This is a genomic window from Variovorax sp. GW822-FHT04E09 (assembly GCF_058800845.1).
Genome location: NZ_JBXAMR010000008.1, coordinates 95,535 through 109,084 on the forward strand (window position 1 = coordinate 95,535; position 13,550 = coordinate 109,084).

At 68.5% G+C, this 13,550-nt stretch carries 11 protein-coding genes; 5 read left to right on the forward strand and 6 right to left on the reverse strand.

Going from position 1 to position 13,550, the window contains the following annotated elements; translation table 11 throughout:
- Window positions 1–9: 9 nt before the first annotated feature.
- The 3 genes from AC1RL8_RS26620 (at window position 10) to AC1RL8_RS26630 (ending at window position 3,701) form a co-directional block, all read left to right on the forward strand.
- Complete coding sequence (locus AC1RL8_RS26620; RefSeq protein WP_492686646.1) at window positions 10–1,146, forward strand: alcohol dehydrogenase catalytic domain-containing protein; 1,137 nt, start codon at window positions 10–12, stop codon at window positions 1,144–1,146.
- Entirely contained in the window at window positions 1,143–2,669 is a 1,527-nt protein-coding gene (locus tag AC1RL8_RS26625; RefSeq protein WP_492686645.1) for an FGGY-family carbohydrate kinase, read from the forward strand. Before AC1RL8_RS26620 ends, AC1RL8_RS26625 begins: the two co-directional genes overlap by 4 nt.
- A 294-nt stretch (window positions 2,670–2,963) precedes the next feature.
- On the forward strand, window positions 2,964–3,701 hold the full coding sequence (locus AC1RL8_RS26630) for an SDR family oxidoreductase (protein WP_492686644.1): 738 nt from the start codon (window positions 2,964–2,966) through the stop codon (window positions 3,699–3,701).
- A gap of 15 nt (window positions 3,702–3,716) precedes the next feature.
- Here the strand turns inward: AC1RL8_RS26630 and AC1RL8_RS26635 are convergent, their stop codons facing one another.
- From AC1RL8_RS26635 to AC1RL8_RS26645, 3 genes are read right to left on the reverse strand one after another with little or no spacing between them, the layout of a single operon-like run.
- Window positions 3,717–4,031: a polyhydroxyalkanoic acid system family protein gene (locus tag AC1RL8_RS26635; protein ID WP_062476134.1), complete on the reverse strand. Its 315-nt coding sequence runs from the start codon at window positions 4,029–4,031 to the stop codon at window positions 3,717–3,719.
- Window positions 4,024–5,163: an aminopeptidase gene (locus tag AC1RL8_RS26640; protein WP_492686643.1), complete on the reverse strand. Its 1,140-nt coding sequence runs from the start codon at window positions 5,161–5,163 to the stop codon at window positions 4,024–4,026. Before AC1RL8_RS26640 ends, AC1RL8_RS26635 begins: the two co-directional genes overlap by 8 nt.
- On the reverse strand, window positions 5,163–7,223 hold the full coding sequence (locus tag AC1RL8_RS26645) for a molybdopterin-containing oxidoreductase family protein (RefSeq protein WP_492686642.1): 2,061 nt from the start codon (window positions 7,221–7,223) through the stop codon (window positions 5,163–5,165). Before AC1RL8_RS26645 ends, AC1RL8_RS26640 begins: the two co-directional genes overlap by 1 nt.
- A 58-nt stretch (window positions 7,224–7,281) precedes the next feature.
- On the opposite strand from AC1RL8_RS26645, the gene AC1RL8_RS26650 reads away from it, so the two are divergent.
- The gene (locus AC1RL8_RS26650) at window positions 7,282–8,415 is read left to right on the forward strand and encodes an ABC transporter substrate-binding protein (protein ID WP_492686731.1); all 1,134 of its coding nucleotides are present in this window, start codon (window positions 7,282–7,284) and stop codon (window positions 8,413–8,415) included.
- 294 nt (window positions 8,416–8,709) lie between these two features.
- Here AC1RL8_RS26650 and AC1RL8_RS26655 read toward each other — a convergent pair whose 3' ends face one another.
- Genes AC1RL8_RS26655 through AC1RL8_RS26665 form a run of 3 tightly spaced genes read right to left on the reverse strand, consistent with a single transcriptional unit; the run spans window position 8,710 to window position 12,258 of the window.
- On the reverse strand, window positions 8,710–9,804 hold the full coding sequence (locus AC1RL8_RS26655; protein ID WP_447740330.1) for a M14 family metallopeptidase: 1,095 nt from the start codon (window positions 9,802–9,804) through the stop codon (window positions 8,710–8,712).
- Window positions 9,801–11,009 carry a M20 aminoacylase family protein gene (locus AC1RL8_RS26660; RefSeq protein ID WP_492686641.1) on the reverse strand — a complete coding sequence of 403 codons (1,209 nt, stop codon included), beginning with the start codon at window positions 11,007–11,009 and terminating at the stop codon, window positions 9,801–9,803. Before AC1RL8_RS26660 ends, AC1RL8_RS26655 begins: the two co-directional genes overlap by 4 nt.
- Before the next feature lie 55 nt (window positions 11,010–11,064).
- Window positions 11,065–12,258, reverse strand: coding sequence for a glycerophosphodiester phosphodiesterase (locus AC1RL8_RS26665; RefSeq protein ID WP_492686640.1), 1,194 nt, complete (start codon window positions 12,256–12,258; stop codon window positions 11,065–11,067).
- A gap of 110 nt (window positions 12,259–12,368) precedes the next feature.
- On the opposite strand from AC1RL8_RS26665, the gene argE reads away from it, so the two are divergent.
- Window positions 12,369–13,535, forward strand: coding sequence for an acetylornithine deacetylase (gene argE / locus AC1RL8_RS26670; protein WP_095950723.1), 1,167 nt, complete (start codon window positions 12,369–12,371; stop codon window positions 13,533–13,535).
- Window positions 13,536–13,550 lie beyond the last annotated feature (15 nt).

Here is a 13,550-nt window from a genome sequence, read left to right on the forward strand (position 1 = left end):
AAGGAATCCATGTCGTATCAAAAGCTCCAGCCCGGCGCCACGGGCGCCATCGGCGAACTCGCCGCCATGCAAGCCGTCGTGTGCCACGGCCCGAAGGACTACCGCCTCGAAACCGTCGCGATGCCCACCATCGGCCCGAACGAACTGCTCATTTCCATCGCGGCCTGCGGCATCTGCGCCTCCGACTGCAAGTGCCACTCGGGCGCGAAGATGTTCTGGGGTGGCGACGGCCAGCCCTCGTGGGTCAAAGCGCCGGTCATTCCCGGCCACGAGTTCTTCGGCTATGTCGAGGCGCTGGGCGAGGGCGCGGCGGAGCACTTCGGCGTGGAGAAAGGCGACCGCGTGATCGCCGAGCAGATCGTGCCCTGCGGCAAGTGCCGCTTCTGCACCAGCGGCAAGTACTGGATGTGCGAGGTGCACCACATCTTCGGCTTCCAGCGCGCCGTGGCCGATGGCGGCATGGCCGACTACATGCGCCTGCCGCCGACCTCGCGCGTGCACAAGATCCCCGACGGCATCTCGCTGGAAGACGCGGCCATCATCGAGCCGCTGGCGTGCGCGATCCACACGGTGAACCGCGGCGAACTCCAGCTCGACGACGTGGTGGTGATCGCCGGTGCCGGCCCGCTCGGCCTGATGATGACGCAGGTGGCAGCGCTCAAGACACCGAAGAAGCTCATCGTGATCGACCTCGTTCCCGAGCGCCTGGCACTCGCGAAGCAGTACGGCGCCGACGTGGTCATCAACCCGAAGACCGAGAACGCCGATGCCATCGTCAAGGGCCTCACCGAAGGCTACGGCTGCGACGTGTACATCGAGACCACCGGCGCGCCCATCGGCGTGACGCAGGGCCTGGACATGATCCGCAAGCTCGGCCGCTTCGTCGAGTTCAGCGTGTTCGGTTCGGAGACGAGCGCCGACTGGTCGATCATCGGCGACCGCAAGGAGCTCGACGTGCGCGGCGCGCACCTGGGCCCGTATTGCTACCCGGTCGCCATCGACCTGCTGGCGCGCGGGCTCGTCACGTCGAAGGGCATCGTGACGCACGACTTTCCGCTGACCGAGTGGGAGCGCGCCTTCGCGCTGGCCAACTCGCTCGATTCGATCAAGGTGCTGCTCAAGCCGCAGCCCCGCGCAGTGTCATGAAGTACGTCGTCGGCGTCGACATCGGCACGCAGAGCACCAAGTGCCTGCTGGTCGGCATCGACGGCAAGGTGCACGCGCAGGCGAGCGTGGCCTACCAGCCCGAGACGCCGAAGCCGCTGTGGGCGCAGCAGGACTGCGAGGTCTGGTTCGACGCCGTGTGCGAGAGCGTGCGTGCCTGCGTGGCGCAAGGCGGCATCGCGGCCACCGACATCGCTGCGATGTGCGTGAGCAGCCTCTACGGCGGCGCGGGCATCCCGGTCGACGAGGCCATGCGCCCGCTGCACCCCTGCCTCATCTGGATGGACCGCCGCGCCACCGCCGAGGTCGACGCGGTGAACGCAACGGTCGACGTGGCGCGGCTGCAGGCCATCACGGGCAACGGCGTCGACAGCTACTACGGCTTCACCAAGATGCTGTGGCTGCGCGAGCACCGGCCCGAGGTGTGGGCGAAGACGCACCACTTCCTGCCGCCCAACAGCTACATCAACTGGCGGCTGACGGGCCAGCTCGCGGTCGACCACAGCTCGGCGGGGAACATCGGCGGCGTGTACGACGCGGCGCGGAGGCGCTGGTCGGCGCAGGCGCTCGACATGCTCGGCATTCCGGCGCGCATGATGCCGCCGCGGCTCGTCGAATCGAGCGAGGTAGTGGGCCATCTGAGCGCCGAGTGGGCCATGCAGCTGGGCCTGCGCGAAGGCATGCCGCTGATGGCCGGCGGCGTCGATGCGGCGGTTGCCACCTTCTGTACGGGCGTCACCGGCAGCGGCGACCATGTCGCGATGATCGGCACCAGCATGTGCTGGGGCTTCGTGAGCCCGACGGTGGACGCGCGCCACCAGCTCATCACGATGCCGCACGTCTACCGCGGTGCGGACCGCAGCTACGTGTTCGGCGGCGCGATCACGGCCGGCGCTGCCGTCACCTGGTTCCGCGAAACCTTCTGCCAGGCCGAAGTGGCCGAGGCCGCGCGCACCGGCGAAGACGCGCACGCCCTCATCGAACGCCGCGCGGTCGACGTGCCGCCCGGCGCCGACGGCCTCGTCTTCCTGCCCTACCTGATGGGCGAGCGCAGCCCGATCTGGGACGCGCAGGCCAAGGGCGCCTTCCTCGGCCTCTCGCTCGCGCACAGCCGCGCCCACCTGTACCGCGCCGTGCTCGAAGGCGTGAGCTTCGCGCTGCAGCACAACATCGAGGCCGGCCGGCGCAGCGGCCAGCCGCTGGACAACCGCCTGATCGTGGTCGGCGGCGCCGCGCATTCCGACCTGTGGATGCAGATCGTGGCCGACGTCACGGGCTACCGCGTGTTCACGATCGAGGAAGAGGTCGAGGCCGCCCTCGGCGCGGCGATGCTCGCGGCGCTCGGCGCCGGGCTGGTCGATGCGGCCACCGCCGAGCGTGGATGGGTCACGCTGGTGGAACGCGCGCGGCCCGAGCCTGCGGCGCAGGCGGTCTACCGGGAGCGCTTCGAGATCTACACCTCGCTGTACCCGGCGCTGCGTGATGCGATGCATCGGTTGGGATGACGCATGCGCTGTTCAGGGCGACGCTCCCGCCGACGCGGTACCTTGCTCCGCGAATGTCCCCCGGGCTTCGCCCTCCTCCTTGATTTCGCTGCGCAAGGCACCGCATCGACGTGAGCGTGGGCAGTGCGGTCGTTGATCGGCTGCACACCAGCGCCGCTTCCCGTGCGCAGGACACCGGGTGCTTCCCGCAGCGAAATCAAGGAGGAGGCCGCAGGCCGGGGGACATTCGCGAAGGGAAGTACCCGGTGGCCTGTGCACACGCCCTGAACCACCACCTTTGATGAGCACAACACCATGACACCCACCTTCGACTTCTCAGGCAAGCGCGCCCTCGTGACCGGCGCCAGCAGCGGCATCGGCCGCGCAGTGGCCGCACAGCTCGCCCAATCAGGCGCACAGGTCACCGCCGTGGGCCGCAACGCCGACGCGCTGGAGGCATTGCAGGCCGAGTCCGGCTGCCAGCCCTTGGCCCTGGACGTGGCCGACGTCACCGCATTGGAAGAGGCGCTCGCCCCGCTGCCCGCGTTCGACCTCGTAGTGAACTGCGCCGGCACCACACGCATCGAGCGCGCCATCGACCTGCAGGCCGGGAGCTTCGACGCCGTGATGGCCGTCAACGCACGCGCCGCAGCGCTCGTGGCCGCGCGCTGCGGCCGGGCCATGATCGCGGCCGGCGTGCGCGGCAGCATCGTCAACGTGTCGAGCCAGGCCTCATTGGTCGCGCTCGACGCGCACCTTTGCTACAGCGCCTCGAAGGCGGCGATGGACGCCGTCACGCGTGCGCTGTGCCTCGAATTCGGGCCGCACGGCATCCGCGTGAACAGCGTGAACCCGACCGTCACGCTCACGCCGATGGCCGAGCAGGCGTGGTCCGATCCGGCCAAGAGCGCGGCGGCGCTCAAGAGCATCCCGTTGGGACGTTTCGCACAGGTCGAGGAAGTGGTCGCGCCAATCTTGTTCCTGCTGTCCGACGGCGCGGCGATGGTCAGCGGCGTGGCGCTGCCGGTCGATGGCGGCTACACCATCGCCTGAAGAAGAGTCTCCGCCTCAGGCGAAGCGGGTGCCGCCCTGCGGCGCGTCGAGCAGCGCGTCGAGGTTGCGCGAAATCTTCTGCTCGATCTGGTCGCTGAAGCTGCTGAACAGGAAACCCAGTGTCGCCTCGAGCCGGAAGGTGTCGGCCGTGACCTCCACCGTGCCGTCGATGCCCGCACGGCTGAACTGGGCCCGGTCGCAGTCGGTGCCCTCGGTGTAGGTGCATTCGAGACCGTAGTCCTGCTCGACCTGATGCACCCATTGGCGCGCGACTTCGCGGGCGCCGGCAATGCCCAGCGTGTGGTTGCGTTCGATTTGGATGTCAGGCACCGTCGTCTCCGTTGTTGTCGTGTGTGCGGCCGTGGCGCGCATGGGTGTGCAGGATACCCGTGGCGGCCTGCAGGGCGCTGCGGCGCTCCTCCGTCGTAGCCAGCGCGGCGATGCGCCGCACCGCAGTGTAAAAGCGCGGCCAGTCTCGGCCCTCGCGTTCGAACAGGGCTTCGAAGCCCGGCACCAGGTCGTCGTAGGCGCCCTGCGCGCCGAAGGCCGCGTTGTTGGCGCGCGCCACCCAGCCGTCGTAGGCGTTCTGGCGCGGACCGGTCCACGCCGCCTTCAGCGCGGTGTAGCGCTCGCGAAAGTCGGCCATGGCGGCCTGCTTCTGCGCTTCGACCTTTGTCCAGTCTTTCGCCTTGGCTTCGGGCGACTCGTACACCTGCGTGAGCGCGCGGCGCGTGTTGAGCGCGAGCGCACGGAAGTCCTGCCGCTGTGCATTGAACTGCGCGTATTCGGCGCGTGCCGCCTCACCGGCTTCGCGCTGCAGCCACATCGCGCCGCCGATGCGCTCCACAGCCGTGGCGTACGACTCGTTGAACACGGTGTCGCCCGGCACATAGAGCACCTGGTGCGCCAGCTCGTGGAACACGAGGCGCGCCAGCTCACCCTCGGGGTAGCCGATGAAGGTGGACAGCAGCGGATCGCCGCCGGCCCAGTTCATCCAGCCCAGCGTGGAGTAGGCCGGCACGGGGTACACGGCCACTTCGAGGCCGTTTGTCTTCTGCGCCTCGGCCTCGGTTTTCGCGGCGGCCTCGTCGTAGTAGCCGCGATAACCCACGCAGCCCGCGACCGGGAAGCACCAGCTCTTGAGCGTGAGCGAGTACGGCGGCGCGGCCACCACGTTCCACACGGCCGCGGGGCGGTGCAGGTCGGCGTACGAGGTGTAGCTCGCGTTGTCGGGCAGGCCGAGTTCGCTCGATGCGAAACGGCGGATGCGCTGGGCGAGCTCGAGCTTGGCCTTGAGCGGCGCGCCCACGGCCGGGTCGGCCAGCCATTCGGGCACGGGCTTGGCCGCGCGCAGGATGTCGAGGTGGCCGTTGGCCGATTGCCAGTAGTAGCCGAGGTCGGCGCAGCCGCTCAAAAAAAGCGCGCCGGCCAATGCCAGCGCGGGCGCGCGCAGCCGTCGCATCACGCCTTTTCGACCTGCACCAGGCAGTCGTAGAAGGTCGGGCCGCGGCCGATGTCGGTCAGGCGCTGGCTGGTCAGCTCGTTGACGTTGGTGCCGTCCATGCCGAGCTTGCGCCACCAGATGCCCATGCCGTGCACCACGCCCTGGCGCGCGCGGCGCGACACCTCGGCGCGGCAGCGGTGCTCGCCGCGCTGGTTGAATACGCGCACCGTGGCGCCGTCCTCGATGCCGCGCGCAGCGGCGTCGTCGGCGTGGATCTCGAGCAGCGGCTCGACCTCGATGGCGCGCAGGCTGGTCACGTTGACGAAGGTCGAATTGAGGAAGTTGCGCGCCGGCGGCGAGATCATCGCCAGCGGGAATTCGGTCGAGCTGCCGGCCGGCTCCCAGTTGGGCACGTGGTCGGGCAGGCCGTCCATGCCCATGGCCTGCAGGCGTTCGCTGAAGAACTCGCAGCGGCCCGAAGGCGTGGGGAACCTGCCTTCGGCGAACGGTGCCTCGGCCAGCTTCAGGCTGGTGAAGCCTTGGGTGCGCAGCTGGTCGAAGTCGATCGCCTTCTCGGCGAAGGCGGTGCGGCACAGCGACTCGTCGCTCTCCGAGAAGCAGGGCTCGTCGAAACCCAGGCGGCGCGCCAGTTCGCGGAACACCCAGGCGTTGCTGCGGGCCTCGCCGCGCGGCGCCACGGCCGGGCGGTTCAGCAGCACGTCGGTGTGGCCGTAGCTGCAGTGGATGTCCCAGTGCTCGAGCTGCGTGGTGGCGGGCAGCAGGTAATCGGCGTAGTCGGCGGTGTCGGTGCGGAACTGCTCGAGCACCACGGTGAACAGGTCTTCGCGCGCGAAGCCCGCCACCACCTTGGCCGACTCGGGCGCCACCGCCACCGGGTTGCTGTTGTAGACCACGACGGCCTTCACGGGCCTGGCGGCGTCGAGCAGCGCGTCGCCGATGGTGCTCATGTTGATGGTGCGCGGCTTGCGCCCGGCCAGCAGGTCGGGGCGCTGCAGCGCGGCGCGGTCGACCGGGTAGTGGCCCGAGCTGCTGAGCAGCAGGCCGCCCGCGCGGTCGCGCCAGGCGCCGACCAGCGACGGCAGGCAGGCGATGGCGCGCGCCGCGTTGCCGCCGCCGCGCACGCGCTGCATGCCGTAGTTCAGGCGGATCGCGGCCGGCTTGGTCGTGCCGTAGGCCTGGGCCAGCGCCACGATCTGCGCCTCGGGAATGCCGCAGACCTCGGCCGCGCGCGACGGCGGCCATTGCAGCGCGCGCTCGCGCAGCTGCTCCCAGCCCAGCGTGTGGTTGGCGATGTAGTCGTGGTCGAGCCAGTCGTGCACGATGAGTTCGTGCATGAGCGCCAGCGCCAGCGCGGCGTCGGTGCCGGGCAGCAGCGCGATGTGCTCGTCGCACTTGTCGGCGGTTTCGGTCTTGCGCGGGTCGATGCACACCAGCCGCGCGCCGGCGCGCTTGGCGGCCTGGGCGTGGCGCCAGAAGTGCAGGTTGCTGGCGATGGAGTTGCTGCCCCAGATAAGGATGAGCTTGGCCTCGGCGAAGAACTCGATGCGCATGCCGACCTTGGCGCCCAGCGTGTAGACCATGGCCTCGCCGCCCGCCATCGAGCAGATGGTGCGGTCCAGCAGCGAGGCGCCCAGCTTGTGGAAGAAGCGCCGGTCCATCGATTCGCCCTGCACGAGGCCCATGGTGCCCGCATAGCTGTAGGGGAGAATTGCTTCCGGTTCAGTCTGCAATCCCCGAAGATGCGCGGCGATGTCGTCCAATGCCGTCTCCCACGAGACGGGCTCGAAGTGGCCGCTGCCCTTGGGACCGACGCGTTTCAGGGGCTGCACGAGCCGCTCGGCATGGTCATTGCGTTCGATGTACCGCGACACCTTGGTGCACAGCACGCCGCCGGTGTGCGAGTGGGCGGGGTTGCCTTGCAGCTTCACCGCCACGCCGTCCTTGACGGTGGTGACGAGCGCACAGGTGTCGGGGCAATCGTGCGGGCAGGCGCCCAGCACCGTGGAAGGTGCGGAGGCGTCGGGCGTGTCGAGGAGGGAATCCGTTGCGTGGGCCATCGGACAAGTCTAATTTGAGTATCAACACACAGGGCAGAGGGAGGATTTCACCATGACGATGCAATTGAATCGCAGGCATTTTTCGATCGCCACGGCGGCCGCCGCCACGCTGGGCGGCTTCGGCATCGCCCGGGCGCAGGGCGACACGCCGCTGGTGCTGGGCCAGTCGGCGCCGTTCACCGGGCCGGCCGCGCAGCTGGGCATCCAGTTCCACCAGGGCGCCAAGCTGTTCCTGGACCAGTACAACGCCCAGCCGGGCCAGCGCGACGTGGTCATCAAGAACCTGGACGACGGCTACGAGCCCGACCGCTGCGCGGCCAACACGCAGAAGCTGATCAGTGAAGACGTGTTCGCGCTGTTCGGCTACATCGGCACGCCGACCAGCCTGGCCGCGCTGCCGCTGGCGGTGAAGGACAAGGTGCCGTTCATCGCGCCGTTCACGGGTGCGATGTCGCTGCGCGAGCCTTTTCACCGCAACGTGTTCCATCTGCGCGCTTCGTACAACGACGAGACGGCATTGATGGTGAAACAGCTCACCCACCTGGGCATGAAGAAGATCGCGGTCTTCTACCAGAACGACGCCTACGGCAAGGCCGGCCTCGACGGCGTGACGCTGGCATTGGCCCAGCAGGAACTCAAGCCGGTGGCGCTGGCCACGGTGGAGCGCAACTCGGCCGACGTGGCCGCGGCGGTGAAGACGATCATGGCGAGCCAGCCGGCGGCGGTGGTCCAGGTCGGCGCCTACAAGGCCTGCGCGGCGTTCATCCGCGAGATGCGCAAGGCGGGCTATGGCGGTGTGTTCTTCAACCTCTCGTTCGTGGGCACGCAGGCGCTGGCGGACGAACTGGGCAAGGAGGCCGCGGGCGTGATGGTCACGCAGGTGGTGCCCTCGCCCTACAACCAGGCCAACGCGCTGGCCCGCGAGTTCACCGAAGCGGTGCGCAAGGCGGGCGGCGGCGCGAGCGCCAATTTCTCGAGCATGGAAGGCTACCTAGCCGCCAAGGTGCTGACCGAGGGGCTGCGCCGCGCACCGGGCGGCAAGGGCACGCGCGACGGGCTGATCGCGGGGCTGGAAAGCATCGAGCGGCAGCAGTTCGGCGGCTTCGAGGTGTCGTTCTCTTCGAAGAGCCATGTGGCTTCGAAGTTTGTCGAGCTGTCGATGCTGACTGCTGACGGGCGGGTGCGGACGTAGTTTTTTCGCGCTCTGGTTCGGGGCGCGTGCACAGGCCACCGGGTACTTCCCTCCGCGAATGTCCTCCGGGCTTCGCCCTCCTCCTTGATTTCGCTGCGGGAAGCACCCAGTGTCCTGTGCACGGGACGCAGCGCTGGTGTGCAGTCGATCAACAACCGCACAGCCCAACGCTCACGTCGATGCGGTGCCTTGCGCAGCGAAATCAAGGAGGAGGCCGCAGGCCGGGGGACATTCGCGGAGCAAGGTACCGCGTCGGCGGAAGCACGCCAGAGCGCGCGCCCGGGCCGTTCAGGTTCAGCTGCTCAGCCCGTCCACCGCCTGGAACATCGCCTGCCGCGCCTGGCTCACGATCTGGCCGCGCCAGGCGTCGGAGTCCGTGTAGAACGCCTCCACCATGCGCGCGCGGATGCCATCGGCCAGGTCGGCCGGTGCGTCCGGGTGCTTGTGCAGCCAGTGGTCGGCGCGCAGGGCGCCGGTCACCTCGAGCATCGGCAGCGTGCCGTATTCGAGCGCGATGCCGGTGTACTCGGCCTGCGGGCACTCTTCGTACACGGCGTCCCACATCAGCCCGCGCAGCAGCGCCGAGGTCGAGGAGCCGTCGTAGATCGAGGTGACGGGCGCCGCCGGCGTGCCCCACCAGGCGTTGGCGCGGGCGTAAGCCACCTTGTCGTCGCGGCAGGCAAAGATGCGCTCGCCCAGGCCGTTGGGGCCGAGCCCCGTGTGCAGGTCGATCCAGGCCAGGCGCTTCGCGCTGCCTGCATGGCGGCGCAACACGCTGCGGATGGTCTTGTTGCTCCAGGTGGGCGCCTTGCCGCCGAAGAACAGGCCATCGTCGAACTGGTACTGGCCGCTGGTGACAGCCGCCTGGTAGGCCGTGGCGCCGTGCTTGTCGATCCACTTCTCGATCGCGGCCTGGTTGTCCGGCGTCGGCGGCCAGGTGTCGGGCAGCAGCAGCGGGTGCAGCTTGGCGTAAGGCTCGTTCACCGGCACGGGCTTCGAGAAGTCGAGGAAGTTGCGGTTCAGGTCGACGTTCTCGTGCGTCACGCGGCGGCCGTACGAAAAGCCGTGCGGGTTCAGCGCATGCACGTACAGCACCGCCACGCCCTGTGCCTTGGCCTTCTCGCGCCATTCGGCGTCGTGCAGCGCGAACACCTGCACGCCGCTGCCGCAGTGGCCCTCGACGCCGTGGCAGGCGCTGGTGACGACCAGCAGCCGCTCGGCGTTGGCATCGCCGTCGAGCGCCACGTCCATCGACAGCTCTTCGCCGTCGCGGCCCTTGAGCGGGTGCGCGTGCGGCTCGACCGTGAGGCCGGCGCTGACGCAGCCCTGCAGGAACTTCTGGCGCGCCTGGGCGTAGCGCGGCGAAAAGGCCTCGCCGATGCCGATCATGCCGCTGCGCCGCCGGTGCCGGGCTTCAGGAACTGCTCGGCGATCTGCACCCAGCAGGTCGCGCCCAGCGGGATGAGGTCGTCGTTGAAGTCGTAGCTGGCGTTGTGCAGCGTGCACGGGCCTTCGCCGTGGTGCACGTCGCGGTGCGAGCCGTCGCCGTTGCCGATGAAGGCGTAGGCGCCGGGCTTGGCCTGCAGCATGAAGGCGAAGTCTTCCGAGGTCATGGCGGCCTCCTGCTTGAGCACGTTCTCGGGGCCGACGATCCCGCCCATCACGCGGCGCGCGAAGTCGGCCTCGGCCTCGGTGTTGATGGTCGGCGGGTAGTAGCGCTCGAAGCGGAACTCGCAGGTGGCGTCGTGCGCGGCGCAGATGTGCTCGCTGATCTGCTTCATCTTGGCCTCGATCATGTCGAGCACCTCGAGCGAGAAGGTGCGCACGGTGCCCGACAGCTCGCAGTTGTCGGGGATCACGTTGTTGGTCTCGCCGGCGTGAATGGTGGTGACCGAGATCACCGCCGAGTCGGTCGGCTTCATCTTGCGCGTGAGGATGGTCTGGAAGGCCTGCACGATCTCGCAGGCGATCGGCACCGGGTCGATGCCGGTCTGCGGCAGCGCGGCGTGGCCGCCCTTGCCGACCACGTTCACATGGAACTTGTTGCCCGAGGCCATCACCGGGCCGGGGCTCACGGCGAACTGGCCGGCCTTCATGCCGGGCCAGTTGTGCATGCCGAAGACGGCGTCCATGGGGAACTGCTCGAAGAGCCCTTCCTTGATCATCTCGCGCGCGCCGCCGCCGCCCTCTTCGGCCGGCTGGAAGATCAGGTAGACGGTGCCGTCGAAGTTGCGGTTTTTCGCTAGGTGTTGCGCCGCCGCGAGCAGCATGGCCGTGTGGCCGTCATGGCCGCAGGCGTGCATCTTGCCGTGGTGCTGGCTGGCGTGGGCGAAGGTGTTGAGCTCGGTGACGGGCAGCGCGTCCATGTCGGCGCGCAGGCCGACGGCGCGGTTGCTGGTGCCGTTCTTGACGATGCCGACCACGCCGGTGGTGCCCAGGCCGCGGTGGATGGGAATGCCCCATTCGGTGAGCTTGCCTGCCACCACGTCGGCGGTGCGGACTTCTTCGAAACAGAGTTCAGGGTGGGCATGAAGGTCACGCCGGACGGCCGCGATGCCGGCCGCCTGCGTGACGAGCGAGTCGATGAGTTTCATAAGACACAGTCTAGGCTTTGCGCTGGGCGCCGCAAAGACCGTGCCGGGCAAACCCTCAGCGGCCGATGCTCTTCAGGTACTCGGCGCGCGCGGCCAGCGCGGTGTCGGTGAAGTCGGTGAACACGCCATCGACGCCGAGCTTGTAATAGACCGCGTATTCGTTCTTGCCGTCCTTGTTGTAGTCGGACGCGAGCCGGCGCGACTCGTTACGGAACGTGAAGGGATGCACGAACAGGCCCGCCTTGTGGGCGTCGGCGATCAGCGTGGTGGGGGCCGTCGAGGTGGCGTCGGCGTCGTTGATCTTGCCGTCCTTGTTGACGTCCACCACCTTGCCGTCGGCGCCCACGGCGCCCTTGACGCTCACGATGTAGCGCTTCCAGGGACCGATGCCGTCGGCGTAGGTCTTGATCTCGGCCAGCCCGGCGGGCGTGACCATGACGTCGAAGTTGCGCTTGTCGCCGGCCTTGGTCCACTCGTAGGGGCGGTCGACGGGCACGGCGTAGGTCATGGCGCCGGTCTTCATGTCGATGCCGTCGCCGTCGATCAGCTGGATGAGCCGGGTGTTCAGGCCCTTGCTCTTCATGTACTTGAGGCTGCCGGGCTCGAAGGACTGCACGTAGATGGGCGCGGTCTTGCTGTTCCAGCCGGCGGCGTTGATGGCGGCGATGACCTTGTCTTCCATGGGCATGCCCAGGTCGCGGAAGTAGGTCGGGTTCTTGGTTTCCGGGTAGATCGCGATGGTGCGGCCGGTTTCCTTCGACTTGGCCTTGGCGAAATCGATGATCTCCTGGAAGGTCACGACCTTGAACTTGCCGTTGAATTCCTGCGGGCGCTCGGGGTCGGTCGAGATGCCGCCCAGGGTCTTGATCTCGGCCAGCGTGAAGTCGTTGCTGAACCAGCCGGTCTGGGTCTCGCCGTCGACCTGGATGGTCTTCTTGCGCGAGGCGAAGCGGGCGTGCTTGGCCACGTCGGTGCTGATCGCCAGGTTGGGGTCGTGGCGGGCGATGAGCACGCCGTCCTTGGTGGAGACCAGGTCCATCTCGATGACGTCGGCGCCCAGTTCGATGGCGCGGGCGTACGACTCCAGCGTCTGTTCCGGCAGGTAGCCCGAGGCGCCGCGGTGGGCGATGACCAGCGGCGGGTTGCCGTCCAGCGTGAGCAGCTTGTTCGCCGCCGGGCCGGTGGTGCCGCAGGCAGCCAGGCTCAGGGCGGCCGCGGCGGTCAGGGTGATCTGCAGGGACATGCGCATGTTGTCTTCTCCATCCAAACAAAGAAAAAAGAGGAGGCAGGCTACCCGCTGCGCGTGACAACGCCGATACCCATCTGCGCGGGCGTTCAACTTCCCGGACAATCTGTTGCATGCAGCACACGCTTTCTCCCCAGAGCCTCTTGATGGCGCAAACCTTGGTTCGCATGAACACGGTGAGCGCAAACAGCAACCTCGAGCTGATCGACTTCGCCCAGGCGCACCTCGCCGCCCTCGGCGTGAAGAGCCGCATCACCTACAACGCCGAGCGCACCAAGGCGAACCTGTTCGCCACGCTGGGCGAGGGCAAGCCGGCCGGCGTGATCCTCTCGGGCCACACCGACACGGTGCCCTGGGACGGCCAGGCCTGGAGCGTGGACCCGCTGTCGGCCGTGGTGCAGAACGAGCGCCTGTACGGTCGCGGCTCGGCCGACATGAAGAGCTACATCGCGATCGCGCTGGCCAACGCCCAGCGCTTCCTCGAGGGCGACGCGCCCTTCGCCGTGCACTTCGCCTTCACGTACGAAGAAGAGATCGGCTGCTTCGGCGTGCGCGAACTCATTGCCGACATGCGCGACGCCGGCATCAAGCCGCTGGCGTGCATCGTGGGCGAGCCCACGAGCATGGTGCCGGCCATCGCCCACAAGGGCGTGTACCGCTACAAGTGCTGCGTGCGCGGCAAGGAGGCGCATTCGTCGCTCACGCCGAAGTCGGTCAACGCCATCGAGATGGCCGCGCGCGTGATCGGCAAGGTGCGCGACATGGCCGAGGACTTCGAGCGCAGCGAGCCGCGCTACGACGGCTTCGACGTGCCCTTCAGCACCGCCAGCGTGGGCCAGTTCCACGGCGGCATCGCCGACAACGTGGTGCCGCGCGACGCCGAGTTCCGCTACGAATTCCGCGACCTGCCCACGGCCGACGCCAAGCGCATGCAGTCCGACGTGCTGGCGTACGCCGCGAGCATCGAGCCCGCCATGAAGAAGGTGGCGCCCGACGCGGGCTTCAAGTTTGAAACGATCTGCGAGATCCCGAGCTTCCTGGGCGCGGCCGGCGATCCGGTCACGCTGCTCGCGCAGCGCCTGGCCAGCGAAGACCGCACCACGCTGGTGGCCTTCGGCACCGAAGCGGGCCTGTTCAAGAACGCCGGCATCCCCACCGTGGTGTGCGGCCCCGGCAGCATCGAGCAGGCGCACCAGCCCGACGAGTTCGTGAGCCTCGAGCAGCTCGCGCGCTGCGAGCTGTTCATGGAGCGCCTCGCGACCTCGCACACCATTGGCTGAAGACCACGGCAGCGG

Bases quoted from the DNA above. Each gene is read 5' to 3' on its own strand.
- AC1RL8_RS26650 (WP_492686731.1), top strand. From the start codon at position 7,282: ATGCAATTGAATCGCAGGCATTTTTCGATCGCCACGGCGGCCGCCGCC.
- argE (WP_095950723.1), top strand. From the start codon at position 12,369: ATGCAGCACACGCTTTCTCCCCAGAGCCTCTTGATGGCGCAAACCTTG.
- AC1RL8_RS26655 (WP_447740330.1), bottom strand. From the start codon at position 9,804: ATGATCGGCATCGGCGAGGCCTTTTCGCCGCGCTACGCCCAGGCGCGC.
- AC1RL8_RS26625 (WP_492686645.1), top strand. From the start codon at position 1,143: ATGAAGTACGTCGTCGGCGTCGACATCGGCACGCAGAGCACCAAGTGC.
- AC1RL8_RS26630 (WP_492686644.1), top strand. From the start codon at position 2,964: ATGACACCCACCTTCGACTTCTCAGGCAAGCGCGCCCTCGTGACCGGC.
- AC1RL8_RS26660 (WP_492686641.1), bottom strand. From the start codon at position 11,009: ATGAAACTCATCGACTCGCTCGTCACGCAGGCGGCCGGCATCGCGGCC.
- AC1RL8_RS26620 (WP_492686646.1), top strand. From the start codon at position 10: ATGTCGTATCAAAAGCTCCAGCCCGGCGCCACGGGCGCCATCGGCGAA.
- AC1RL8_RS26645 (WP_492686642.1), bottom strand. From the start codon at position 7,223: ATGGCCCACGCAACGGATTCCCTCCTCGACACGCCCGACGCCTCCGCA.
- AC1RL8_RS26665 (WP_492686640.1), bottom strand. From the start codon at position 12,258: ATGCGCATGTCCCTGCAGATCACCCTGACCGCCGCGGCCGCCCTGAGC.
- AC1RL8_RS26640 (WP_492686643.1), bottom strand. From the start codon at position 5,163: ATGCGACGGCTGCGCGCGCCCGCGCTGGCATTGGCCGGCGCGCTTTTT.